This window comes from Arthrobacter sp. SO5 (assembly GCF_020532805.1).
Taxonomy (GTDB): Bacteria; Actinomycetota; Actinomycetes; order Actinomycetales; family Micrococcaceae; genus Arthrobacter.
Genome location: NZ_MQTQ01000044.1, coordinates 1 through 23,025, shown reverse-complemented (window position 1 = coordinate 23,025; position 23,025 = coordinate 1). Strand labels below are relative to the sequence as shown.

Below are 23,025 nucleotides of genomic sequence, written 5' to 3'. Positions count from 1 at the left end.
ACCAACGCGCCGCTCAGCCTCCCAGCCCGGTAATGGCGAGGTTGCGGCTGATGCCGTCCAGCGGGCCCGGTTGCTCCGGTTCCCGCCGGGCGGCCGCTCCGGAGGCCGGTTCCGGGAAGGGCAGACTCTCGGTGCGGCTGAGGTCCCAGGCCATGCTGGCGCTGATGCTGATTCCGCGGGGTCCTGTGCGGCGGGTGGTCCCCCGGATCAGCAGCAGCCTGGTGCCGAACAGCAGCGGTCCCGCCAGCTCCTGGGCCTCGTGGAAGAAAACCGAGTCCACGCAGCCCGTGCCGTCGTCGAGGCTGATGAACACCACCCTGCGGCCCCCGCGCATGGGCGGGGTCTGGGTGGCGACCCGGACACCGGCCACCAGCACCTCCGTGCCGTTGCGCAGGCCCAGAAGCTGGTCGGCGGTGGTGACGCCCAGCCGGTCCAGGAGGGGCCGGTGGCTGGCCATCAGGTGCTCGCTGACGTCCACGGCCATCAGGTCAAGTTCCGCCCGGACGGTCTCCACCAGGGTGGGCGCCGGCAGCACGGCCTTCAGGTTCTTCAGCTCCATGTCCCCCAGCGGCAGTGACAGCTGCCCCTCGATGACTTCCATGCCCTTCCGCTGGGGCCGGCTTCGCAGCGTCTGCAGGTGCTGGACCAGGTCCGCCCGGTTGGCGGTTCCGCCGGAGGCCCGGTGCAGGGAGTCGAAGGCACCCAGTTGGGCCAGCCGCTGAATGCTCGGCTTGCTCAGCCGCGAGCGGGCTCGCAGGTCCGCCAGGGAGTCATAAGGCTGGCCTGCCACGACCCGTTTCAGTTCGGACCCGGAAAGGCCAAAGATGCCGTTCAGGCTCAGCCGGATGCCCAGCTTCCCGCGGTCCGTGCCGGTTTCCACCCGTTCCACCCGGTACTCCGCGTGGCTCCGGTTGATGTCCAGGGGCAGGATGGGGATTCCCAGCCGCCGGGCCTCGGCCACCAGCAGGCGTTTAGGGTACATCCCGGGGTCGTGTTCCCACAGCCCGGCCAGGAACGCCTCCGGGTGGTGGGTCTTCAGCCAGGCGGACTGGTAGGTGGGCACGGCGAAGGCCGCCCCGTGCGCTTTGCAGAAGCCGAAGCTGCCGAAGGCCTTGAGCGTGCCCCAGACCTTGTCCACCACCTCGGGACTGTACTTCCTGGTCCGGGCTTCCTTCCGGAAGAAATCCTCCACCCGGCCCTCCAGCACCTCGTTGCCGAGGGCGCGCCGGAATTCGTCGGCGCGGGCCAGGCCGCAGCCGGTCATGACGTCAAAGGTCTTCAGGATCTGCTCGTGGAAGACGGTGACCCCGTGCGTCTCCTTCAGGACCGGCTTGAGGTCCGGATGCGGGTACACCTCGGGGGCGAACCCGTGCCGGTACTCCAGGAAAGGCCGGACCATGTCCGATTTCATCGGTCCCGGGCGGAACAGCGAGATGTCGATGATGAGGTCGTTGAACTCCCGGGGGGCGAGCTTGCCGATCAGTTCGCGCTGGCCCGGGGATTCGATCTGGAAACAGCCCAGGGTGTGGGTGCTCCTGATCAGCTCATAGGTGGCTTCGTCGTCGAGCGGGACGGCATTGAGGTCGATGTGCCCGTCCGCGGAGATATAGTCCGGTCCGGTTCCGTCCGGGCCGGCGGGATGCGCCCCTGCCGCGACCACCTCGGCCTTGGAAGGGTGGAGCCGGATGACCTCGCGGACGGCGAAGGCCATGGCGCTCTGCATCCGCACCCCCAGGACATCGAGTTTCAGCATGCCCATGGGGTCCATGTCGTGCTTGTCGAACTGGCTCATCGGCAGTCCCAGGCCGCTGGGCTGCACGGGGGTGCGGTCCAGCAGCGTGGCGTCGCCCAGGATGACCCCGCACGGGTGCATGGAGATGTGGCGGGGCAGCCGGTCCAGCCGTTCGGTGAGGTCCACCAGCAGGTCCAGCTGCTGGTTTTCGGAGAAGCCGCGCTGTTCCACGCGGCCGGCGAATTCCTTCAGCTCGGGTTTCTCCACAAGGGCCTCACGGAAGTTCCGTGCCGAGAACCGCCAGAGCTGCTTGGCGATGTCCCCGATTTCGCCTTCCTCCATGCCCAGGGCCAGCCCCGCGTCGCGCACTGCACCGCGAGCGCGGTAGCCGTTCTGCATGCTCATCAGCGTGACCCGTTCCGAGCCGAAGCGTTCAAAGATTTTCCGGTAGACGTTGTGCCGTTCCGCGCTTTCGACGTCGATGTCGATATCCGGCAAGGTGGCGCGGTCCCGGGAGAGGAAGCGTTCGAAGATGAGGTCGTGCTGGAGCGGGTTCACCGCGCTGATGTCGATCAGGTAGTTGACCAGGCTGGACGCGCCTGAGCCGCGTGCCGCAGCACGGACGCCCATGTCCAGGATCATCCTGGAGACCTCGGCGACGGTCAGGAAGTAGGCGGCGAAGCCCAGGCTGTCGATGATCCGCAGCTCGTGCCCCAGCCGGGCGCGCAGCTCCTCGGCCTCTTTCCCGGCGATGCCGGGGAACCGTCGGCTGATGCCTGCCTCGCAGCGCTGGGTGAGTTCCACGAGGGCGTCCCCTGCGATCCCGATCACCGAGGCTTCCGGAACCACCGGCTGTTTCCAGCCCATGTCCGTGACAGGGTCAGTCCGGCAGCGGTCCGCGAGCGCCTCGGTCTGGGCCATCAGGCTTTTCAGGTCGGCAGTGCCGTAGCCGGCGGCGTGCATGATCTCCTTACCCAGCTGGAGCATGTGGGCCGAGGATTTGAGCCAGCCCTGACCGTTGGGCTGAAGCATCGGGGCGGCGGAGAGCTCCGGGAGTGACTTCAGGGTGCGGGCGGAGTCGAGCACGTCGGCAGTGGCAGCACCGTCCTCCGCGACGTAGCGCACGGCATTGCTCAGCACGGCGGGCACAACGTGTTCCGCGGCGAGCTTGAGCATGCGCACGGCGTGGGCAGTACTGAGTGGTTCCCCGGGCGGACTGAGCTGGGAGACCACCTCGGCGGCGAGGGTCCCCGGCGGCATGGCGTCCAGCCAGCGTTTGAACAGGGTCCTGGGGCGCAGGTAGCGTCGCCCGCCCATGGCACGTCCGACGTCGGAGTCCGGGCCGATCAGCACGGTCAGTACCGGCTGCAGGGTCTCCGGATCCAGGGTGCGGGAGGCCAGCTCCGCCCGGGTGACGGCCACGGGCACCGCTCCCCCGGCCTTGCCGGTGGTGCGGGCATGGGCATCGGAGATCAGCCGGCACAGGGCGCGGTAACCGGCGCCGTTGTTGTGGCCGTGGGCCAGGACGACGACGCGCCCGCCCACCTGGGTGCGGAGGTCGCCGTCGTCATCGAAGACCGCAAGGTCAACCCCGACGATCGGGTCCAGTCCCGCGGCTATGCAGGCCAACATGTGCTTGACGGTTCCGTAGAGGCCGTCGCGGTCCGTGCAGGCGAGCGCGGTTGCACCGTCGGCGGCCGCCGCGGCCGCCAGCTCATCCGGCCAGGAGACCCCGTAGTGGGCGCTGAAGGCTGTGGAGACGTGGAGGTGGGTGAAGCTCATGCTTATTCTGGCATCCGGAGGGGAAGCAGGGCATCGTGGATCCGCAGCAGGCGCCAGCGCCCGCTGCGGACGTGCCGGGTCAGGTCAAGGGTGAGGCTTTCGGCGTCGGGGGAATCTGCCGGGCGTACCTGGACCCGCCAGATCTCATGGTCCACCAGTCCCGAGCCGCTGCCCAGCGGGGCGCGGGCTTCCTCCACCCACCACTGGCGGCGCTCATACCAGCGGACCGGTTCCGCGCACACGGTGTAGTGCCGGCCCGCCCAGGCCAGCTTCAGGGGCATGCCGGCGGGGGTGCAGACGACCTCGACCGACTCGCTGAACATGCCCATTGTGCCTCCCGGAACCGGCCGGCTGTTGAACCGGCCAAAAATGCTTATTCGAATATATCTTCGAACGATTCCAGTCTACGACGATGCCCGGCCAAAACCTAGATCAGGGGTGGACGGACGGAGGTGTGCGGGGCAGGATTGAGCCATGAGTTCCCATAACGCACTCCTCAAGCACGTCAGCATCGCCGCCAAGGACACGTCCCTGGTGGCGAAGTTCGATATAGACGGAAATATCCCCGGCCAGGGGGCCTATGTGGTGGGGCTCTTGGCGGCTACCCCGGACCATTCCCACCAGCGCAGGATGGGGATCGAGTTCATGAACGGAGAAGCCGTCTCCTTCTTCTGCTTCAGCCACGACGGCACTGAGGAGAACTTCGACCTCAAGGGCGTGGACCACTCCGGAAACACCATCACCGGAAACTTTCCCCTTGCCACAGTGCTTGGCCTCCCCAAGGGACACCTGATGACGGCCTTCAGCGACTGCGACGGCCGGGACTACCAGGCGAACGTGCCGGTGGACGAAGCCCTTTAGCGCCGAGGAATCAAGGCCGGCCCTAGGAGCCGGCTTTATAGATTTCCAGCTCGAGCCTGATGAAGGCCTCAATCATGGCCTTGTACGTCTGCTCGACGATGTCGGCGTCGATGTCCTTCTGCCCGGCGGTCGCGCGGACGTGTTCGATTACCCGTTCCACCCGGCCCGGTGCCCGCACCTCTGCACTGTCCGCCTTGAGGGTGCCGGCGATCCTGATCAGCCGCTCGCGCCGCCCGATCAGCGCGACAATTTGCTCGTCCACCTCATCAACGGCAACACGCACAGCGGCGAGCTGCTCCCGGTCGGCCTGGGCAGCTTTATCGTCTTCGTGATGTGTGGACATGACCATGACAATAGCGAAAGATGCCGCCGGGAGTCGATCTGGTTCCGCCGGGCCTTTTCGGCCCCTACGGCTCCCGGCGTCTGTCGGCGGCACCACTAGGATCCGGACAACGAGCGAAGGTTGCCGCGAAGCCGGGCCCGTCGCGGGCACCCTATCCGGCTGTGGCCCCGAGCTAGAACAGGCTCCCTGCCGGCTGGATGAGGTCCGGGGAGTCATTTTTGACGTTCCCGACGGCGGTGCCGACGGCGTCGATCCTCCAGCCCTCCGCGACGTCATGCGCGCCGGCCCGGACCAGGTCCACCAGTCCGGCGGCGTCGTTGGCCTGCGGGTCCAGCCACGCCTGCATTGTCCCCCGGTCCATCGGCAGCGGCACCCTGTCGTGCAGGGCGGTGAGTTCGGCCAGCATCCCCCCGGCGTAGCCTTCCGGCGGTGAATCGGTGGTCAAGATCGACGTCGAGAGCAGCCAGCGCTCCGGGTCATCCTCGGCCTTGGACGCGTCCTTCCACCATTCGTAGAGTCCGGCGAAGACTATCGGGTGCACATCCTTCGGGTGCACATAGTAGGGCTGCTTGCTGCGGCCCTCGCCCTTCCATTCGTAGTAGCCGTCGGCGGGGACGGCACAGCGCCGGGCCCGGGTGGCTTTCCGGAATGCCGGCTTCTCCAGCACACTCTCGCTGCGGGCGTTGATCATCTTCGAGCCGATCCTCGGGTCCTTGGCCCAGGACGGCACCAGTCCCCAGCGCGCAACATGCAGCTGCCGGACCGGTTCACCGTCCACCAGCCGTTCGAGCAGGATCGGCACCTCCGCGGTCGGGGCAACATTCCACGACGGCGGAATCGCCACCTCTTCCTCAAGTCCGGCGTCGAACTCGGCCAGCAGGTCTCCGACGGCCCGGGCCATCACGTAACGTCCACACATGGCACCAGCATGCCACCGCACCAACCCGGTGTCATCCGGCACAGGCGAGCCTGCATGGCTACAGGCTGTCAGCTGGGCGCAGCAGGTTCCACCGGAGCGCCGAGGGCCCGTGTGTGGTCGCGGAGACGGTCGCCCGCTGCCCGGAGGTAGCGGTTGATGACTGCCTGCTCGCCGTCCGTGAACTCATTCGACAGCGCGTCGAGGTCGGCGAAGAGCGGTCCGAGTTCCCCAAGGATGAGTCCAACGGCTTCTTGGCGAGCAACAAGTTGAACCCGACGCCGGTCGGAACCCTCGCGCGTGCGGGCGATGTGCCCCGCCCGTTCCAGGCGGTCTGCCAATTCGGTTGCGGATCCGGTGCTGATGCGAAGCCGCTGTCCCAGTTCGGCGGGGCCGAGTTGAGTGCCTTCCTGGTCCATGATGTGGCCCATGGCCTCATAGTCGAGCTGCCGCAGGCCGAGCTTTGCCGCTAGCGCGTGGTCGAGTTGGGTGGCAGCGCGATTGACGGATCGAAGGGACCAGGAGAGCTCGTCGGCGGACATCCGCCCGCGCTCAACCTGTTCCGCCCAGCCGTCCTCAGCATTATTAGACATAGTGCAATCCTACTTGACATATACCTCGGTAACGGAGAGACTCCAGTGTAGAGAGAAGCAGGAGTTGCTCGTGACCATGGATCCTTCCCCACTCCCGAAGCACGCGGAGCCGTCCACAGCCCAGCTTCGAGCATTGCTCATTGTGCTGTGCGCAGGCCTCGCCCTGGTTGTGGCCGGCAACTCCGCGCTCGCGATCGCGTTGCCCAACATTGCCGCGGACTTGGGTGCTGACCAGTCTGAGTTGACGTGGATCATCGACGCCTACGCGCTGACCTTCGCGGCACTCCTCCTCACGGCCGGGATCGCCGCCGACCGAGTCGGGCGCCGCACCATCCTCGGGGCCGGCCTGGCGATCTTCGGCCTCGCATGTATCGCGTCGGCATTCTCGCCCGACGCGAGTTGGATCATCGGCCTCCGAGCGCTAGCGGGTGTGGGCGCGGCAGCGGTGTTCCCGGTGACCCTTTCCGCCCTGGTCGACGCGTACCCGGAGGAGCGCCGGACCTTCGCGATCGGAGTGTGGTCGGGTGTCAGCTCCGCCGGTGCTGTCGCCGGGACGATCGTCGCGGGCGCACTTCTTGAGGCGTGGTGGTGGGGCAGCGTGCAACTGCTCTTCGGCGGGGTGGCGTTGGCCCTCATCATCCCGGTCCTGGCGCTCGTGGCCCAGAACCGCAATCCCTCGCTTTCGCTGGATCCGGGGGCCGCGATCTGGTCGATCGTTGCTTTGGCCGGCTTAGTCTTCGGAGTCGTCGAAGGTCCGCAACGCGGTTGGCTGGACCCGCTGACGCTCCTCTCGCTGGCTGTCGGGGCGGCCGGCTTCGTCGCGTTTGTGATCCATCAGCTCCGCGCCAGGACCCCCTCGCTTGACGTTCGGCTGTTCGCGAATCGGGGGTTGGCGGCGGGCTCGGTGATCGTCACGGTCCAGTTCTTCGCCTCGCTCGGATTCTTCGTCCTCTCCCCGCAGTACTTGCAGATCGTGCTCGGCTTCACCCCACTGGGTTCCGCGCTTGCACTTCTGGTGGTGCCGATCGGGGTGGGCATCGGAATCGGTGCTGCCGTCGGACTGAGCGCGAGGTTCGGGGCCCGGATACCCGGATCGCTCGGCCTTCTGCTCATGGGATCAGGATTCGCGATCTTCGCGGCCGGACTCACCGGCGGACTCGAAGCGTCCCTGTGGGTGCTCGGTGGCGGGGTCCTCGTGTTCGGTCTGGGCTTCGGCATGGGCATCACCCCCGGTACCCAGTTGATCATTGAGGGCCTCCCCGCGGAGAGGCGGTCGATCGCGAGCGCCGTCAACGACATCACCCGAGAGGTCGGCGGCGTCCTCGGGATCGCGGTCCTGTCGAGCATTCTGATCAGCGTCTACCGGGCAGACATCACACCGGCTTTGGCGGGTTTGCCGGAGCCCGTCCGTGAGGTCGTCGACGCGGGGGCGGGGGCAGCGATCGGGATCGCCGACTCATTCGGCCCCCAAGGTCTGGCGCTCGCAGATGCCGCACGGGAAGCGTTCGGGGCCGGGCTGAGCGCAGCAATGTTCGTAGGCGCCGTCATCCTCGCTCTCGCCTCGATCATCACCTTCGTCGTTGCGCCAGGCAAACCTGCTGCAGCACAAACCACCTCGGCATTGATCGCACACCAACTCGACGAAGGCTGATGGAAACATGGCCGATCCCTCAGCCGCCCCGCAGGTCCATGTGGTGACGAGGGCGCAGTGGCGCCAGTGGCTGCAGGAGAACCACGGCAGCACTCAGGCGGTATGGCTGGTCTCGTGGAAGAAGCACACCGGCAAGCCTGCACTCGCCTACGAGGACGCCGTGTCCGAGGCCCTCGCGGTGGGATGGGTCGACAGTAAACCCCGGCGTCTCGACGACGAGCGCACGATGCTCTACTTCACACCCCGCAAGCCCACCAGCGCGTGGTCGCGCCCGAATAAACTTCGCATCGAAGCCCTGAGGCAGCAGGGACTGATGACCACAGCCGGTGAGCACGCCGTGGCGCAGGCGGTCCAGAACGGAACATGGACCGTGCTGGACGACGTCGAGGATCTCGTCGTCCCCGATGACCTCCAGCGGGCGTTCGATCGGCACCCAGCTGCCCGCGCCAACTGGGACCGATTCCCTTCTTCGGCACGCCGCGGCATCCTCGAATGGATCGTCCAGGCCAAACGGCCTGCCACCCGCGCCAACCGGATCGAGGAGACGGCACGTCTGGCCGCCGTGGACCAACGCGCCGCCCAATGGCGGGGGCCGCTCAAGTCGGCAGAAAGTCGCCGCGCTGCCCCTCCTCACCGCAAGTCGGACCAATGATCCGAGACAGAGATACCGCGCTCACCCCTCTGCTTCCAGCACACGGCAGGCCGCCAGAGAAGCGGCGGCCGGAATCCGGCCGCCGCTCCGCGTCATGCGACGTCGTCGACTGCGATGACGATCTTGCCGCGCGTGTGCCCTTCCATGTTGAGCCGGAAGGCCTCCGCCGCCTGCGGCAGCGGGAAAGTCCGGGCAACCTCGACACGAATTGCGTGCTCGTCGACCAGATCGGCGAGCATCTGCAGCTCGGCGCCTACGGGGTTGACCCACATCCAGGTGCCGCCATGCTGCTCGACCTCGCTGTCAGCGATGGAGGCATGCCGGCCCCCGTCGGCCAGGACAGCCAGGGTGGATTCGAGATTTCCCCCTACGAAGTCCGCGACAACGTCGACGCCCTCGGGGCGGAGGGCGCGAACCCGGTCCGCAAGGCCTTCGCCGTAGCTGACGGGCTCGGCCCCGAGGGAACGCAGGAAGTCGTGGTTCTTCTCTGACGCAGTCGCGATCACCCTGGCACCGAGCGCCGCAGCGATCTGGATTCCCAGGGACCCGACGCCGCCGGCGCCGCCATGTATCAGCAAGTTCTCGCCCGCCTTCAGGCCCAGACGGGTAAGGACTTGATAGGCCGTCAGGCCTGCCAGGGGAAGACCGGCGGACTCGTCCCACCCCAGGGATGCGGGCCGGCGGGCAAGGAGCCTTTCAGGCAGGGCCATATATTCAGCGAAACTACCGCCGTGGACGTAGTCTTTGCGGCCATAGGCGATGACCTCGTCGCCTGGCCGGAATTGCGGCGCGTCGATACCGACCGACTCGACCACGCCCGCCACATCCCACCCGGGAATCGCCGGGAACTGCAGGTCCATGGCTGCATCCAGATAGCCGGCCATGATCTTCCAGTCGACCGGATTCACCGACGCCGCCTTGACTTTGACCAGGACCATCCCGGGCCCGACCTTCGGCATGGGCTGCTCCGATACCTCGAGGACGTCCGGACTTCCGTATTCGCTGTAAGTTATTGCCTTCATGCAGGCGTCAACAGATGCTTCCAGGACGCTATTCCGCAACCGGCCCACGAGTGTGGCAGCTCACTGCCCGCCCCCGAGGGGCCTGTCATTTTTGGGAGCTGAGGTCCAGCCGTGCCCGCGGATCCCGGGTCAGGAGCCCGCAGGATCAGCGGCCAAGTTCTGTGGAGAGCCGATGCTTGCCGGGGATGTTTAGGGCAGACTGGTGGCGTGAGCGGAATCCGGTGGGTGCTGCACGTGGATCTGGACCAGTTCATCGCGGCGGTCGAGGTTCTCCGGCGGCCGGAGCTTGCGGGGAAGCCGATCATTGTCGGCGGTCGGGGCGACCCCACGGAACGGGCTGTGGTGTCGACCGCATCCTACGAAGCCAGGGCGTTCGGTGTGGGTTCCGGAATGCCCTTACGCATTGCGGCCCGGAAAGTGCCCGACGCAGTGATCCTGCCCGTCGATCAGGAGGCTTACCTCGCGGCGTCTGAAACGGTGATGGCTGCCCTGCGCGCGCAGCCCGGCGCCACCGTGCAGGTGCTGGGTTGGGATGAAGCCTTTTTAGGTGTTGAGACAGAGAATCCGGAAGCCTACGCCCGGCAGGTGCAGGCCGCTGTTCTGGCGCGAACGCAGCTGCATTGCAGCGTGGGCATCGGCGACACCCTGGTCCGTGCCAAGGTCGCCACCGGTTTCGGCAAGCCGGCCGGCGTCTTCCGTCTCACCTCCGGGAACTGGCTCGACGTCATGGGCAGTCGGCCCACCAGGGACCTGTGGGGCGTCGGAACCAAAGTGTCGGGCCGGCTGGCCAAACTCGGCATCAACACAGTCGCCGAGCTCGCAGCGTCCGACCCCCAGGACCTGGTCCCGGAGTTCGGCCCCAGGATGGGTCCTTGGTATGCGGAGCTCGGACGCGGGCACGGCGCCAGCGTTGTGGACGACACCCCGTGGGTTGCCCGCGGGCATAGCCGGGAAACCACCTTCCAGCAGGACCTGACTGAGCCTGCCCAGGTGGACCTCGCCGTGAGGGAACTGACAGCGCGTGTCCTTGAGGATGTGGCGGCCGAAGGACGGCCTGTGGTTGGGCTGACCCTGAAGGTTCGGTACGCACCCTTCTTCACCACGACCCACGCCAGGAAGATTCCCGGGACATTCGACCGGACCGAAATCCTGGCGCGGGCCGTGGACCTCGCAGCCGGAATCGAAAAGGGCCGTCCGATCCGGCTCCTGGGCCTGCGGGCCGAAATGGCAATGCCCGACGACGCCCGAACGGGACATACGCCGACGCGCGGCGGTTGGTGACGGCGTCGTCGCCTTCCTTACCAGCGCGGATGAATCGCTTTGCGGAAGTGATGGGGGTAACAGAATGAGGCTGTTCAGGTGTCCTCTGGGGAATGCCTTTCGAGTGTCTCGGTCTGCTCCCTCTGCGCGAGCCGCTGTAATTGCCATCTATGCACGTCGGGCAACCAGTCCAGCGGGGCCGACGGACCGACCCGTGGGTCATCGGGAGCACCGCCCTCTCGGAGGGCCTCCACGTAGGCGCGATCCTGTGTGATTCGTGCTCGTAGCTGCTCAGCTCCGCCGACTGAGCCGTGACCGGGGATGACGGCAACAACGTCGTCGGCCACACTCTCGAACAGCAGGAGCGCGGCGAGGTAGTCCTCGATCGGACTCGCGGCCGCCAGATCCAGGAACGGCATCAGGATGTCGGAAAGCATGTCGCCGGCGACGAGGACGCCGCGCTCCTCGATCAGCAGCGCCGCATGGCCTGGGGCATGGGCCTGGTGCTCGATGATCCGGACTTTTGGGCCCTCCCAGGGAATCTGCGCTGCTCCGGTGGGCAGACCGGTCATGAGGCCGAGCAGATCCATCGGGATCTCCTCGGCGAGCTCCGGCGGTAGCACCCTGGCTACGCGGGTTTTCCAGTCCCTGTGCGACAGCAGGTCTTGGATGGACGCCGCGCAGCGGCCGGTACCGTAACGGGGCACGTCGCCGAACATCCCGTGCCAGAGCACGTGGTCCCAATGCGGATGCGTCGAAAAGCCTGCAACGACAGGCTGTCCTAACTCGTGAAGGTCGTTCGCGAGTGCTTCCAGCTCGTTGCTCGTTATGCCGGCGTCGATGAGCAACACACCGGCCCGGCCCTGCACGGCCACGGAGTTGCTCTGGATGAACTCACTTTCGTGAACGAGAACGCCCTCAGCGATTTGCTTCAGCATGAAACGCCTTCCGCTTGAGGTTTGCAACTCCTTGTCGAGACCGTATTACCGAGGGGTCGTTGATCGCAAGCATCAACCGGCCTATCCGCACACTAGCTCCGCCTCAGCGAGCAGCACCACCAAATGATCCCTGTCAATGGCGTGGCGCCACGCTCTAGTACCAGCAGGCAGCTCTGCGCGTAGGCCGAACCTGTTGCGGACGTACATCATCGTTTCAGAGGAAAACAACACGTAGTTCTGGTTCGCCAAATGTGCAACTATTGCGAACGAGCACGGCAACGGAGGGGTCATGGCAGAGTTTCAGCGGGACACGTACAAAGACGGAACGCTGATGGGCCAAGGCCCGATCCTTGACGGGAAGAAGCACGGCAGGTGGCGCAATTGGTACCGCAACGGCCAGCTCAAAGCCGAAGGCAACTTCGTTCAGGGCGAGTTTGACGGGAGCTGGACGTGGTGGCGAGAAAACGGGGAGTTGCTCCAAAAGGGTAATTTCTTGGACGGCAAGCAGAATGGAACATGGCAACGCTGGCATGACAATGGTGCTCTTATGGATGAGGGCATTTGGCGCTCTGGCAAGCGCAGCGGCGACTGGGTATCTTACAACCCGGACGGATCCATCAGAAAGAAACAAACATTCCGGTAGCCGGAATGGTGCCGAGGGGAATCCTCAGTGGACGTCGAATTGGTTGGGTCCCCGGATAGAAGTCCGGTGTCTGTGTGAGTTTCGTGTCCGAGAATGGACACAGGCGGAAATTCACGAATCATGGCACGCAGACACACCCCGGAGCAGATCATCGCCAAAGTCCGGCAGGGCCAGAAAATGCTCAACGACGGACGCCGATGGTCGAGTTCATCAAGGAGCTTCAGGTCACCGAGGCGATCTGATTCCGCTGGATGAACCAGTACGGGTCCGAGAAGAACGCCGAGGCGTCCAAACGGACCCCGCCGCCGTGAAACACCCCGCGTGGGGCTGGCGCAAAGCCCGCTGGCACCTGCTGGGACAGCCGGCTTGGGACGGCGTGGCACTGAACAGGAAGCGGGTGCGCCGGCTCTGGCGCGACGAAGGACTGGTCTGCAAATCCAAGGCGCGGATGAAGCGCCGTACCGGGCCCGGCGCCGGGGAACAGAAACGGCTCACGGCCGAGTACCCGATGCATGTGGTCAGCTTCGACTCCCAGTCCGATGTGACGTCCTGCGGGCGGCATATGAATTCACCGCTGAGGCACTGGTCGGCTGGTGCGACACCGAAGCAGTTGCAGCAATCAGGGCGCAAGGACTCTCTGTTCAGAACGGGTGAAGAGGGCGCACGCGATCACCACTTCCCAGGGAAGCGAACGGGAACCGCTGCATGAACTCTGGGATCACAGAGAAAGTACGAATGTCACTGCGCCCTAGTACAGAATCGCGTGAGCAGGATCTGCCTGCGAGCCGATCCTTTGCCGGGCAGGCGCGGTCTTCCGTGGTCATTAGGATGAGTGGAACGCTGCCTGAACTAAGTTCCCAGATGGCCAAGACGCAGTAGATACCTAGCAAGCTAGGCGTCGGATGGTGTTCCGAACCACGTCCGCAACTGACGGAGCAGGTCCTCCTGGTCATCGCCGATCCATACGACGTGGCCGTCCGGTCGGAGCAGGACCGCGGGCGCCTCCAGTTCCCCGCTGACGTCGACCACGTGGTCGACCCGATCTGTCCATCCTGTCATTGAGACCCTGCCGGTCTGGTCCAGCAGCAGCCCGCGCCCTTCCCGGGTGAGCTCGTAGAGACGGCCCCGTGACAGAGTGATGTCGCGGAGTCGTCTGCCGAGCAGCTCGGGCCCCTCGCCGAAATCGTAGCGGACCCCGAGCGAGCTGATCCTTTCGGCCAGGAACCGGGCGACGTCGTCGAAGTCCATCAGCTCGGCCAGCAAGCGGCGCACTGCCTGGGGTCCGGGGTCGGGTGAGATCAGCTCGCTCTGGGCACGAGTGATACTCAGAACATCTGCGGCCACCGGGTGACGCTCGGCGTGATAGGTGTCCAGCAGCCCTTGTGGCGCCCAACCGTTGATTTCGGCGGCGAGCTTCCAACCGAGGTTGAACGAGTCCTGGATGCCGAGGTTCAATCCCTGCCCTCCCAGCGGCGGGTGGATGTGCGCGGCGTCGCCGGCGAGGAAAACCCGGCCCGCGCGGTACCGTTCGGCCAGCCGGGTGGCGTCGCTGAAGCGTGATAGCCATCGCGGTGAGTGGACGCCGAAGTCGGTACCAGCGTAGACCCGCAGTTGCGTTCGGAGCTCGTCCAGCGTCGGCGGGACCGAGCGGTCCTCGGCCACGGCCGCCGCGGGCACCACGGCCCGGAATAGCCCATTGCCGGCGGGGCCGATGCCGAACCCCCTGTGCGTCTTGCGAACCTCGTTCACCACTTCAGCCAACTCGTCCGGCGGCGTTGTCACCTCCATCTCGCTGTGGATCCATTCACTCGTCGCGGCATCTCCGGGAAAGCCGATACCGAGCAGCCTGCGCACCAAGCTGCGTCCGCCGTCACAGCCGACCAGCCAGCTTGAGCGAAGCCGGGTGCCGTCGGCGAGTTCGACGCCCACCCCGTCGTCGTCCTGCTCAATGCCCGTCACCTCACAGCCGCGGCGGACCTGCGCACCGAGTTCGACGGCGCGCCCGGCCAGCAGGCCGTCGGTGGTCGGTTGCGGGATGCCGAGGATATAGGCGTGTGCGGTGTCCAGATTCGCGGGCAGGGTTTTGTCGATCCCGGCGAACCGGCCGACGCCCAGATACTTCTGCCCGTGTGCGAGGAACCGATCCAGCAGCCCGCGCTGATCCATGATCTCGATGCTTCGCGGGTGTAGGCCGAGCGAGCGGACTGCCGGGCTCGGTTCCACGTCTTTCTCCAGTACGAGTACGTCCACGTCGTGCAGGCGCAACTCGCAGGCCAGCATCATTCCCGCCGGGCCGCCGCCGCTAATGATCACGTCGAACATGTGAACCCCCAATCTCAGAAGTAAGCGCGGCCACCATTCTGGTCGAGGGCAGGGGCCTTGCCGCAAGCCCCCCAGGGAGCTATATCCTGAAGATGGCAAGGAGATCGTTGACCTAACCTGGCCCGCAAACTCAGGGGCCATCATCGACGGCGTCTCCGGCTAAGTCATCTAGGAGTTTCCGGCTGACGAGAAAGCGCCCCCCCGCTTACTAGTTCGGGCCTCCCCACCCAAGGTCACAGCGCAGTCTGCACCTGCAGCGAGGTGCCGGAGTGCCGGCTTTATGGACTCCGAGCACCCGCCCCGCTTGTATACAACTGGCAGTCCAACGTTCGGCCTTTCCAGCGCTGTCATGCTGCCCGAAAGCCGGTGGCTCAACGGACGGCCCGGTGCCCGGTGGCCGGTCCTTTACCGGACACGACGAAGACGGCCAAACAACGACGGTCCTGGTTCCTCAGTGGGACGTCGGCGTCCGGCGGGTCAGTCGAACTCGAACGGCGACACCGGCGCAGAGGATGACGGCGATGCCTCCGAGGATTGTGGCCCAGGTGAGTTGTTCGTGGAGCAGGAGGGCGGCCCAGAGGATGCTGAGGACGGGTTGGGTGAGTTGTACCTGGCTAACCCGTGCCATGGGACCGATGGCGAGCCCGCGGTACCAGGCGAAAAAGCCAAAGAACATGCTCACGACAGCCAGATAGGCAAACGCGGCCCACTCGATCGGCGTCCCATTGGGTGGTTGCTGCGCTACGGCTGTGATGGTCAGGCCGAGCATCAGTGGGGACGCGATCGCGAGTGCCCATGAGACCGTTTGCCATGCCCCGAGTTCGCGGGCGAGTAGGCCGCCTTCCGCGTATCCGATGGCAGCAGCCAGGACGGCCGCGAAGAGCAGCAGGTCTGATGAGGTGAGGTGTGCGAGGCCACCGCCTTGCAGCGCTGCGAACCCGATCGCCACTACGGTGCCCACAGCTGCCAGAACCCAGAACGAGATTCGTGGTCGTTCTTTGCCTCGGATGACTGCCATGACGGCAGTCGCTGCGGGCAGGAGTGCGATCACGACAGCTCCGTGACTGGCCGGTGCTGTGGTGAGGGCGAAGGAGGTGAGTAAGGGGAAACCGATGACGATACCGCCGGCGACGACGGCCAGTCGTATCCATTGGACGCCGTTGGGGAACCGTTGCCGGGTAAGGGCCAGTGCCGCGATAGCGAGGGCCGCGGCAATCACCGCCCGCCCTGACCCGATGAACAGGGGTGAGAGCCCGCCGACTGCTGCACGGGTGAAGGGGACGGTGAAGGAGAACGCGAGAACACCGAGCAATCCCCAGGCGAGTCCAGCCCGTGAGGCTGGTAGCACGGCGGGCTTTTGAAGAGTAGCGCTACTATTAGGGTTCATGAACAACGATAGCAGTACGAGAATCGTGACGGCCTTGCGGGAGTGGATCGCAGGTGCTCCGGCTGGCGCGAAGCTGCCGTCGACCCGCTCGTTGGTGGCCCGGTACGAGGCCAGTCCCGTCACCGTGCAGAAAGCACTGCGCACCCTGACCGGGCTGGGACTGATTGAGAGCAGGCCCGGAGTGGGCACTTTCATTCGGGCCGTCCGCACCGCCAAGCCCTCGGATTTCGGCTGGCAGACCGCCGCACTCGGATCCCCACGCAACCGATTCTCCACATCGCCGGCGACGATGCGGCCCACACCAGCTGACGCTATTGCTCTTCATGGTGGATACCCCGACCGGGAGCTCCTGCCCGAACGCCTCATACGTGCCGCCCTGGCCCGGGCGGGACGCAGTGACGCCGCGCTCACGCGTTCTCCCGTCGCCGGTCTCCCCGAGTTGCAGTCGTGGTTTGCGTCCGAACTTGCAACAGCTACCTCTGTCGGGGTGACTCCGCCCCTGGCCGGTGACGTCATCGTGCTTCCTGGCAGTCAAAGTGGGCTCAGCTCGATCTTCCGGGCCCTGGTCACTGACGGCCGTCCCCTGCTGATCGAGTCCCCTTCTTACTGGGGTGCGCTCCTCGCCGCTGCACAGGCAGGCGTCCGCCTGGTCCCAATCGCCTCCGGCCCCACCGGCCCTGACCCGGAGGACGTCGCGCAGGCGTTCGAGGAAACCGGTGCCCGTGCGTTCTATGTGCAACCGAATTACGCCAATCCCACCGGAACCCAGTGGTCGGCTGAGACCGCACGTCAGATACTCGACGTGGCCAGGACCTATGGGGCGTTCGTTATCGAGGACGACTGGGCCCACGACTTCGGTATCACCACCGGCCCAACACCGGTAGCGGGCCACGACGATAGCGGGCACGTCGTCTATATCCGTTCACTGACCAAAAGTGTGTCACCCGCACTCAGGGTGGCCGCGATCATCGCCCGCGGTCCGGCGCGAGAACGGATCATCATGGACGGGGCCGCCACGTCCATGTACGTCAGTGGAGTCCTCCAGGCCGCTGCCCTGGACATCGTCACTCAGCCCGGTTGGCAGACTCACCTCCGCGGTCTCCGTCAGCAACTCCGGTCACGACGGGATCTGCTCGTCGACAGCCTCACCCAACACGCGCCTCTCGCTCACATCACTGCGATCCCACCCGGCGGATTGAACCTCTGGGTCCGGCTCCCCGACACCACAGACCTGCCCTCCTTCACCCGAGAGTGCGAGGCAAATAACGTCCTGGTTGCACCCGGTAACGAATGGTTCCCCGCGGAACCCACAGGACCCTTTGTCCGCCTCAACTACTCCGGGCCCAACCCGGGCGCCTACCCCGAGGCAGCTCGCATCATCGGCCGAACGCTGGAAAAGGCCAACAGCTAGGAAAGCGTCGGGGCAGGCCAAAGCCCCAGCGCGTCCAGGCACAGGTTCGCTGGAGGATCCTGCAGCGGATCAGTCGGTTCTAACGCCACCCGCTATCGGACAAGAACAGATCCTGATCGAGCCGCCATCAGAGTGTGAAAACTGTTCCAGTGTCCGAGTTTCACGCGGTTGGCCGACGCCGCTATCGGGGCTGGTGAGAGTCGGTTGCGCGCGGTTGGGTCTGTTTCCCGTAACCGCGCGCAACCGATTCCAGGTGATCGCAGTACTCGTGCCACCACGCCGGGTCCCCGGCTGCCATGTTGTCGTTGCCGTCCCGGTGTCCGACGCTGCCGTCGGCCAGCTCACGCACGATGTCTGCATGACCGGCATGCCGATGCGTTTCGGCTGTCACGTGGACCAATATGCGGGCGAGGCTGACCGGGTTGCTCGCCTCACGCCACCACGGCACGCAGCCGGAAGCATCAAGCGGCAGCAGGGAAATTGTTTCGTCGGCATGTACCCACACCCGTTGATATAGGCCGACGATCGCGTCGCGGGACTCCTCAGACCGCGCCCACATGTCCTCATTCGGCTCGGCATTGGGCGAAAGCCATCTAAGTTCCTCAGCGAAGGGTCGGTTGAAGACTACGCCGAAGTACTCGGCTTCGACCCCGGCCAGGTGCTTGACCAGCCCGAGAAGGTTCGTGCCGGTCGGTGTCAAGGGGCGGCGTAGACCGTACTCAGACAGGCCTTCAAGCTTCCACACCATCGCATCACGGCCATCCTGCAAATACCGGCGCAACTCCGCCTTGGCAACATCACTCATGCGTGACAGCTTGTAGCGGTTGACGGCCGATGGCAAGCCAAGATGAACGAACACCACCAGCCAAGAAGAGGTCAAGGTCGCGTTGTCGCTTAGAGCAGCATGTCGCGCCGGGTGCCACCAATTTCCTGGTGGCTGCGGAGCAGGCCCTCACGCTGGAAACCGGATGCCTCGGCAACGCGACTTGAGTTGCTGTTCCACGGCTCGATGTACAGCTCGATCCGGTGCAGAGTGGGGATGGTCCAAGTGAACGCCGTCAGTGCCTTCAACGCGCTGCTGGCGATCCCGCGGCCCCGGTGCGCGGGGGCAACCGAGTAGCCGATCGTCGCGCGGCCGGCCGGCATATTCTGAAGCCACAGTCCGATGGCACCGACGGCGGTGTCGGACTCGGCATCGGCGATGGCGAAGGACAGCCCTTTTCCTTCGGCGAACCGGCCGCGCTGCCGGCAGATCCACTCCCGAGCCTGCTGTGCCGTGGGGAGTGCCGGAAGGCTGCCAATGAGAGGGATGTAAGGATCGTCCCCCAACTCGACGACGAGATGTACGTCGTCGTCGGTGAACTTGCGCAAGACGACTGAACCGTAGGCCGGTGGTGTGGTCGGCCAGGACGGCAGGTGCTCGGTCCTACGTCGATTATCGCCGTGATCATCGTCCCGTGCTGTTCAATATCCCCCCAACCATGCTGGACGGGGCGGGTTTTCCAACCCTCAACCCGTTTCATGTGAAGGATCCCCCAGCGGAACAGCTGGGGTCTTGCGTTGCCTTCCCGCAGATTTCGGCGAGAAGGAGAGTTTCTTCGTCGCGGTTTAGGCCGGATCGTCGTTCTCTGTTGAGTCCGCGTGTTCGTTCGTCCGCGAGGACGTCCTCGAGCGTCTGCTTCAGGTTGCGCTCGGTGCCACCAGCGGCGAGGAAGCGGGTCCGGCTGCGTTGGGCAAAGGCAGAGTCATTGCGGGGAAGCCAGAGCGGCAGTGAACGAGGTCCAGCCCAGTAGCTGACGTTCCGTTCGATCAGCCAGTTGTCGTCGGCTGAGATGAATTCGCCGGTATGGCCCGCGACCTCTGCGGCAGCAAGCAGGACCGTCGAGAAATCGCGTTCGCTGCCGACAGTGTTGTAAGTGCCGGTGAGGCCCCGGCGGCCGGCGTTGATCAGCCATCCGGCCAGGTCCCGATTGTCGATGACCTGCACTGAACGACCACGCACATCGGGTACGAGAACGGGTTCATGCGAAGCCAGGGCCAGACGTGATGCCCAATAGCCGAACCGGTCGCTCGTGTCGCCCGGCCCGGCAATAAGGCCCGGTCTCGCGATGAGAAGGCGATCGCCCACGGCCTCGGTCGTTGCCCGTTCGGCGGCAACCTTTGCGTGCGCATAGTCATCGAGGTCGGTTGGCTCTACGAGGGCGGCGTCTTCGTCAGCGCCCGATTCGGAGTTGCTGGCGTACACGGAGACGGAAGAAACTAGGGTCCAGTGCCGCGTGTTGCCGGCCAAAGCCTCAAGCGCCCCGGTTACGAGGTCAGCCGCGTAACTGAGCTCGATAATTTCATCCCATCTACTAACTGTGACCGCGTCGTAAGCCCCGGGCAGTCGCCTGTCAGAGCGGACGAACGTCGCACCGCTGGTAACCTCTCCGGACTCGCCGCGAGCAAGGCAAGTCACGTCCTCGCCTCTGGCCACCAACTGTTCGGCTATCTCGCGACCAAGCCAGGCCGTCCCGCCAAGAATGAGTGTGCGCGTCATGACCATCAGCTAACCGCAACAGCGACAAAAAACGTCGGATTCGCCGTGAGCGCAGGGCGCGTCCACGGCCGTCGTCGAGTTTGGGGGAACCCCCGTTGCGACACGAAACGTGAGTTTCCCTGGTGTTCGCGGCGCCACTGGGCTGGGTGTTGGCCTATCTTCTGCGCCCGGTCCGGAATCAATGGATCCACGTCGGAGCCCTTCTCGCGGTGCCCACCCTATTGCTTGACCGATGCAAGCGGGCTGCGCGGAAGCGCGGAAGCGCGGGGCTTCTAGGAGGCCGGGCTGATGGCATCGGAAATGGCTCGCAGGTTCTCCGTCAAACGCTCCACATCGGCCGCTGACATATCGTCGGCGACCCCGAGGACGCGCTGGCCGGCTGGACGGTAATGCAGGCCCAGGACCTGCCACACCTTTGGGATCAGGTTTACCAATTTCACGCGGCGATCAGTTGGCGAAGTCTCGCGAACGACCAGCCCCGCTGCTGTCAGCCGATCGACGATCACGGTCACGGCCGCACGACTCACATGGAGATGGTCCGCGAGGTCGACCTGCGAACTGGGTCCGCCCTCGAGCCGATTCAGGAGTCGAAGCTCGTTCCGCGATACTCCCAGACGCTCTGCCATCAGCGCATCATGAGCATCGAAAGCCGCCCCGAGATTCCTGCAGGCCAGAAGCAAAGGATGCTGAGTGTCAAAGTCCATTAGCTAGAGTATATTACAGTCAAATTACTTGACTAAGGAGCGCCATGAAGTGGATAGAAGCAATCGACATCCAGGCGCCGCTGGACGTCGTCCACCGGGCCGTGCTCGATCAACACACCTTGATGCAGTGGTCTGCGTGGCCCGAAGCGACCGGGTATACATGCCGTGTCGACGGCGACGGGCAGAGCCCCGGGTCGCAGATCGTTTTCACTGATCCCAAGGGCGTAGAACAGGGCCGGCAGACCTTGGTTTCAGCAGAGGACCGCATTATCCGGAACACCATGCACAACCGGGGTCCAGGCGGCCGCTGGGTGACGCCCCTGGTCGACTTTCACATCGACCCCATCACCGAAGGACGCACCCGGGTGTCGCTGGCATTCGAGGTCGAACCCCCTGTGCCGCGTCTGCTGAAACTTCTGGCCAACAGGTGGCTGCGACGATCGATCCGTCCGCTTCACGTCAAGGACCTCCAGCAGCTCAAGGACCTCGTCGAGCGCTCGCATGCCCAGTGACCCGCACTCAGCGGCGGTCACCCCACGGGCGTGGGCCGAAGACGCAAGAGCGCGTGAACAGGGGCGCGTCCAAATCTTCAATTCGACCCGTCCTGATGGCCTCGACGGGTGGACCATCGCCGTCGAACAATACGAACTGCTCGTCGACATCATCCTGAAGACCATCGATGCCTTCGCGGCGGCGGATGGCACCGTGCCGCTCCAGGTCATCGTCAACGAAGCTCAGAACACCCTGGGAACCCACCCCGCCTTCCCCAACGGGCGGCTTTCCAACTATGTCCGTTACACCAAGGTCGATCTTGAGGCCCGCGGCGTCGTCGAAAGAGTCCCAAAAAGCTCACCCCAACGCGTCCGCAGAACACCCGGCAGCTGAAAGCAACGCCGATCATTGTTGCGGTGAGGGATCCCTCATCGTGCTCGTCTCGCGCGGCATGCTCAGGGCCAGAGAACGATGGTGAGGACTGCTGCGGCGAGGACGAACAGGGCAATCGCTGCTGGGATAGAGCGTTTGACGGTTCCCGTCGAGAACCGATCCAGTACCTTCCGGAGGCGTGTCCTGACTTTGTCGCCGTGTGCCATGCCGAGGGCGAGCAGAATGAGGCACGGGATGCAGTACACGAGAGCGTAGCCGGCGAGCACGAACAGGCCCACAGGGATGTCGATGTCCGCGGCGACCATTCGTTCGATGGCGATGAAGTAGGGGAACGCGTTGGGCAGGTCAGCTCCGGTAACCAGGATGCCGAGCGGGAAAGCCGTCCACACACCGAACCAGGACGGCAGGTCGATGCCGGTCCTTTCCCGGTCCTTGAAGCGGCGGAGACCGGCGATGCCGAGAGTGATGGCGGCGATGAGGAACACTCCGCGGCGAAGCCAGATGAGCCCTTCGCCTAAGGCGTCGGCGGCAGCATTGGCGCCGAGGAAGATGACCACGCCGAGGGCGAAGACCGTGCTCATCGCGCCCAGGACGAACGTCAATGCTGAAACGACAGTCCGGTGGCTGACGGTGAGCAGGATCAGGGTGATGGCGACGATGGTCGCCGGGTTGAGCGAATCAGCCAGGGCGAGGCCGCCGATGCCGGCGAGGAGGCCACTGCCAATCACTTGGCGGACCTGCGATCCAGCCACTGCAAGATCGAATCAACGCCGGGTGCAGAGTCGTCGTCCGTGATGCTGTTTAGCAGCATCCCGTCACCCAGGAGACGGATGACCGAGGCTGCCACCGGGTCTCCTGTTTCGGCGGCGAAGAGTTGCTCCCACCGACCGGTGGCCTCAGCTGCCTGCTGCAGAAGCATGTCGGTCATCGAGGCGTGATCGGTGAGCAGGATCGACATCGCCCGATACAGAGCAGCCTCTTCACGGGATGATGACAGGCGCAACCAGGTCTCGACCACGTTGCCGCGCCCGGCGGCCGCGGTCAGTGCCTGATCCATATCCTGTATTGCCTGCCCTGCAATGCCCTCCACCAGGGCAGCGCGTGACTTGAAGTGGTGCATCAGCCCACCCTTCGAAACCCCCGCCTGCTGAGCGATGGCATCCATCGACGGCACCGACCCGGTCTCGATCGCCAATCGTCTAACGGTCTGCAAAATGTGTTCCCTGTTGCTCATGAAGTCACGATAACACGAGAACAGACCGACCGGTCGGCTTGGATCAAGAATTTGAGGGTTGTGGGCTGAACCGCATGCGGGTCGTCCACCGGCCGCCCTACGCCCCGACGCCCCGACGCCCCGACGCCCCACCGCCCCACCGCTGACAGC

The 23,025-nt window shown here is 65.1% G+C and carries 23 protein-coding genes and 1 pseudogene; 9 read left to right on the top strand and 15 right to left on the bottom strand.

What is annotated here, in order from left to right:
• Nucleotides 1–13 precede the first annotated feature (13 nt).
• Nucleotides 14–3,514, bottom strand: a complete 3,501-nt coding sequence (locus BJG92_RS08075) for a DNA polymerase III subunit alpha (RefSeq protein ID WP_232083513.1) — start codon at nt 3,512–3,514, stop codon at nt 14–16.
• 2 nt (nt 3,515–3,516) lie between these two features.
• Nucleotides 3,517–3,843: a DUF6504 family protein gene (locus BJG92_RS08070; RefSeq protein ID WP_232083512.1), complete on the bottom strand. Its 327-nt coding sequence runs from the start codon at nt 3,841–3,843 to the stop codon at nt 3,517–3,519.
• Nucleotides 3,844–3,988: 145 nt separating this feature from the next.
• Between BJG92_RS08070 and BJG92_RS08065 the strand changes: the two genes are divergently transcribed.
• Nucleotides 3,989–4,375 carry a hypothetical protein gene (locus BJG92_RS08065; RefSeq protein ID WP_232083511.1) on the top strand — a complete coding sequence of 129 codons (387 nt, stop codon included), beginning with the start codon at nt 3,989–3,991 and terminating at the stop codon, nt 4,373–4,375.
• A 22-nt stretch (nt 4,376–4,397) separates the two neighbouring features.
• Here BJG92_RS08065 and BJG92_RS08060 read toward each other — a convergent pair whose 3' ends face one another.
• From BJG92_RS08060 to BJG92_RS08050, 3 genes are all read right to left on the bottom strand, one after another.
• Complete coding sequence (locus tag BJG92_RS08060) at nt 4,398–4,724, bottom strand: chorismate mutase (protein ID WP_232083510.1); 327 nt, start codon at nt 4,722–4,724, stop codon at nt 4,398–4,400.
• A 166-nt stretch (nt 4,725–4,890) separates the two neighbouring features.
• Nucleotides 4,891–5,637 carry an SOS response-associated peptidase gene (locus BJG92_RS08055; protein WP_269461827.1) on the bottom strand — a complete coding sequence of 249 codons (747 nt, stop codon included), beginning with the start codon at nt 5,635–5,637 and terminating at the stop codon, nt 4,891–4,893.
• Nucleotides 5,638–5,705: 68 nt separating this feature from the next.
• A complete protein-coding gene (locus tag BJG92_RS08050) occupies nt 5,706–6,227 on the bottom strand; it encodes a MarR family winged helix-turn-helix transcriptional regulator (protein ID WP_232083509.1) in 522 nt (173 codons plus the stop codon).
• Nucleotides 6,228–6,303: 76 nt separating this feature from the next.
• Here BJG92_RS08050 and BJG92_RS08045 point away from each other — a divergent pair, with 76 nt between their 5' ends.
• The gene (locus tag BJG92_RS08045; RefSeq protein WP_232083508.1) at nt 6,304–7,878 is read left to right on the top strand and encodes an MFS transporter; all 1,575 of its coding nucleotides are present in this window, start codon (nt 6,304–6,306) and stop codon (nt 7,876–7,878) included.
• A 7-nt stretch (nt 7,879–7,885) separates the two neighbouring features.
• The gene (locus BJG92_RS08040) at nt 7,886–8,530 is read left to right on the top strand and encodes a YdeI family protein (RefSeq protein WP_232083507.1); all 645 of its coding nucleotides are present in this window, start codon (nt 7,886–7,888) and stop codon (nt 8,528–8,530) included.
• 92 nt (nt 8,531–8,622) lie between these two features.
• Here BJG92_RS08040 and BJG92_RS08035 read toward each other — a convergent pair whose 3' ends face one another.
• Nucleotides 8,623–9,552 carry an NADP-dependent oxidoreductase gene (locus tag BJG92_RS08035; protein WP_232083506.1) on the bottom strand — a complete coding sequence of 310 codons (930 nt, stop codon included), beginning with the start codon at nt 9,550–9,552 and terminating at the stop codon, nt 8,623–8,625.
• A 225-nt stretch (nt 9,553–9,777) separates the two neighbouring features.
• On the opposite strand from BJG92_RS08035, the gene BJG92_RS08030 reads away from it, so the two are divergent.
• Entirely contained in the window at nt 9,778–10,833 is a 1,056-nt protein-coding gene (locus BJG92_RS08030; protein WP_232083532.1) for a DNA polymerase IV, read from the top strand.
• A 74-nt stretch (nt 10,834–10,907) separates the two neighbouring features.
• Here the strand turns inward: BJG92_RS08030 and BJG92_RS08025 are convergent, their stop codons facing one another.
• A complete protein-coding gene (locus BJG92_RS08025; RefSeq protein ID WP_232083505.1) occupies nt 10,908–11,750 on the bottom strand; it encodes an MBL fold metallo-hydrolase in 843 nt (280 codons plus the stop codon).
• A gap of 289 nt (nt 11,751–12,039) precedes the next feature.
• On the opposite strand from BJG92_RS08025, the gene BJG92_RS08020 reads away from it, so the two are divergent.
• Nucleotides 12,040–12,393, top strand: a complete 354-nt coding sequence (locus BJG92_RS08020) for a toxin-antitoxin system YwqK family antitoxin (protein ID WP_232083504.1) — start codon at nt 12,040–12,042, stop codon at nt 12,391–12,393.
• 120 nt (nt 12,394–12,513) lie between these two features.
• Nucleotides 12,514–12,958: pseudogene (locus BJG92_RS08015) on the top strand (IS3 family transposase); the annotation flags it as partial.
• A gap of 326 nt (nt 12,959–13,284) precedes the next feature.
• On the opposite strand, the gene rox reads toward BJG92_RS08015, so the two are convergent.
• Complete coding sequence (rox, locus tag BJG92_RS08010; RefSeq protein ID WP_232083503.1) at nt 13,285–14,715, bottom strand: rifampin monooxygenase; 1,431 nt, start codon at nt 14,713–14,715, stop codon at nt 13,285–13,287.
• 451 nt (nt 14,716–15,166) lie between these two features.
• Nucleotides 15,167–16,102 carry a DMT family transporter gene (locus BJG92_RS08005; protein ID WP_232083502.1) on the bottom strand — a complete coding sequence of 312 codons (936 nt, stop codon included), beginning with the start codon at nt 16,100–16,102 and terminating at the stop codon, nt 15,167–15,169.
• Between BJG92_RS08005 and BJG92_RS08000 the strand changes: the two genes are divergently transcribed.
• Nucleotides 16,101–17,513, top strand: a complete 1,413-nt coding sequence (locus tag BJG92_RS08000; protein WP_232083501.1) for a PLP-dependent aminotransferase family protein — start codon at nt 16,101–16,103, stop codon at nt 17,511–17,513. The two genes, BJG92_RS08005 and BJG92_RS08000, sit on opposite strands and share 2 nt — an antisense overlap.
• 181 nt (nt 17,514–17,694) lie before the next feature.
• Here the strand turns inward: BJG92_RS08000 and BJG92_RS07995 are convergent, their stop codons facing one another.
• The 4 genes from BJG92_RS07995 to BJG92_RS07980 form a co-directional block, all read right to left on the bottom strand.
• Nucleotides 17,695–18,393 (bottom strand): DinB family protein, encoded by a 699-nt coding sequence (locus tag BJG92_RS07995; RefSeq protein WP_232083500.1) that lies wholly within the window; start codon nt 18,391–18,393, stop codon nt 17,695–17,697.
• Nucleotides 18,394–18,407: 14 nt separating this feature from the next.
• Entirely contained in the window at nt 18,408–18,884 is a 477-nt protein-coding gene (locus tag BJG92_RS07990) for a GNAT family N-acetyltransferase (RefSeq protein WP_232083499.1), read from the bottom strand.
• Between the two features lie 148 nt (nt 18,885–19,032).
• Entirely contained in the window at nt 19,033–20,052 is a 1,020-nt protein-coding gene (locus BJG92_RS07985) for an NAD-dependent epimerase/dehydratase family protein (protein ID WP_232083498.1), read from the bottom strand.
• Nucleotides 20,053–20,324: 272 nt separating this feature from the next.
• Nucleotides 20,325–20,756: a MarR family winged helix-turn-helix transcriptional regulator gene (locus tag BJG92_RS07980; protein WP_232083497.1), complete on the bottom strand. Its 432-nt coding sequence runs from the start codon at nt 20,754–20,756 to the stop codon at nt 20,325–20,327.
• A gap of 44 nt (nt 20,757–20,800) precedes the next feature.
• Here BJG92_RS07980 and BJG92_RS07975 point away from each other — a divergent pair, with 44 nt between their 5' ends.
• Nucleotides 20,801–21,268, top strand: coding sequence for an SRPBCC family protein (locus BJG92_RS07975; protein ID WP_232083496.1), 468 nt, complete (start codon nt 20,801–20,803; stop codon nt 21,266–21,268).
• Entirely contained in the window at nt 21,258–21,641 is a 384-nt protein-coding gene (locus tag BJG92_RS07970) for a hypothetical protein (protein WP_232083495.1), read from the top strand. Before BJG92_RS07975 ends, BJG92_RS07970 begins: the two co-directional genes overlap by 11 nt.
• Before the next feature lie 62 nt (nt 21,642–21,703).
• Here the strand turns inward: BJG92_RS07970 and BJG92_RS07965 are convergent, their stop codons facing one another.
• Nucleotides 21,704–22,369, bottom strand: coding sequence for a GAP family protein (locus BJG92_RS07965; RefSeq protein ID WP_232083494.1), 666 nt, complete (start codon nt 22,367–22,369; stop codon nt 21,704–21,706).
• The gene (locus BJG92_RS07960; RefSeq protein ID WP_232083493.1) at nt 22,366–22,875 is read right to left on the bottom strand and encodes a TetR/AcrR family transcriptional regulator; all 510 of its coding nucleotides are present in this window, start codon (nt 22,873–22,875) and stop codon (nt 22,366–22,368) included. The genes BJG92_RS07965 and BJG92_RS07960 overlap by 4 nt, the downstream gene beginning before the upstream one ends.
• Nucleotides 22,876–23,025 lie beyond the last annotated feature (150 nt).

Bases quoted from the DNA above. Each gene is read 5' to 3' on its own strand.
- BJG92_RS08075 (WP_232083513.1), bottom strand. From the start codon at position 3,514: ATGAGCTTCACCCACCTCCACGTCTCCACAGCCTTCAGCGCCCACTAC.
- BJG92_RS08070 (WP_232083512.1), bottom strand. From the start codon at position 3,843: ATGGGCATGTTCAGCGAGTCGGTCGAGGTCGTCTGCACCCCCGCCGGC.
- BJG92_RS08065 (WP_232083511.1), top strand. From the start codon at position 3,989: ATGAGTTCCCATAACGCACTCCTCAAGCACGTCAGCATCGCCGCCAAG.
- BJG92_RS08060 (WP_232083510.1), bottom strand. From the start codon at position 4,724: ATGGTCATGTCCACACATCACGAAGACGATAAAGCTGCCCAGGCCGAC.
- BJG92_RS08055 (WP_269461827.1), bottom strand. From the start codon at position 5,637: ATGTGTGGACGTTACGTGATGGCCCGGGCCGTCGGAGACCTGCTGGCC.
- BJG92_RS08050 (WP_232083509.1), bottom strand. From the start codon at position 6,227: ATGTCTAATAATGCTGAGGACGGCTGGGCGGAACAGGTTGAGCGCGGG.
- BJG92_RS08045 (WP_232083508.1), top strand. From the start codon at position 6,304: ATGGATCCTTCCCCACTCCCGAAGCACGCGGAGCCGTCCACAGCCCAG.
- BJG92_RS08040 (WP_232083507.1), top strand. From the start codon at position 7,886: ATGGCCGATCCCTCAGCCGCCCCGCAGGTCCATGTGGTGACGAGGGCG.
- BJG92_RS08035 (WP_232083506.1), bottom strand. From the start codon at position 9,552: ATGAAGGCAATAACTTACAGCGAATACGGAAGTCCGGACGTCCTCGAG.
- BJG92_RS08025 (WP_232083505.1), bottom strand. From the start codon at position 11,750: ATGCTGAAGCAAATCGCTGAGGGCGTTCTCGTTCACGAAAGTGAGTTC.
- BJG92_RS08020 (WP_232083504.1), top strand. From the start codon at position 12,040: ATGGCAGAGTTTCAGCGGGACACGTACAAAGACGGAACGCTGATGGGC.
- rox (WP_232083503.1), bottom strand. From the start codon at position 14,715: ATGTTCGACGTGATCATTAGCGGCGGCGGCCCGGCGGGAATGATGCTG.
- BJG92_RS08000 (WP_232083501.1), top strand. From the start codon at position 16,101: ATGAACAACGATAGCAGTACGAGAATCGTGACGGCCTTGCGGGAGTGG.
- BJG92_RS08005 (WP_232083502.1), bottom strand. From the start codon at position 16,102: ATGAACCCTAATAGTAGCGCTACTCTTCAAAAGCCCGCCGTGCTACCA.
- BJG92_RS07985 (WP_232083498.1), bottom strand. From the start codon at position 20,052: ATGACGCGCACACTCATTCTTGGCGGGACGGCCTGGCTTGGTCGCGAG.
- BJG92_RS07980 (WP_232083497.1), bottom strand. From the start codon at position 20,756: ATGGACTTTGACACTCAGCATCCTTTGCTTCTGGCCTGCAGGAATCTC.
- BJG92_RS07975 (WP_232083496.1), top strand. From the start codon at position 20,801: ATGAAGTGGATAGAAGCAATCGACATCCAGGCGCCGCTGGACGTCGTC.
- BJG92_RS07970 (WP_232083495.1), top strand. From the start codon at position 21,258: ATGCCCAGTGACCCGCACTCAGCGGCGGTCACCCCACGGGCGTGGGCC.
- BJG92_RS07960 (WP_232083493.1), bottom strand. From the start codon at position 22,875: ATGAGCAACAGGGAACACATTTTGCAGACCGTTAGACGATTGGCGATC.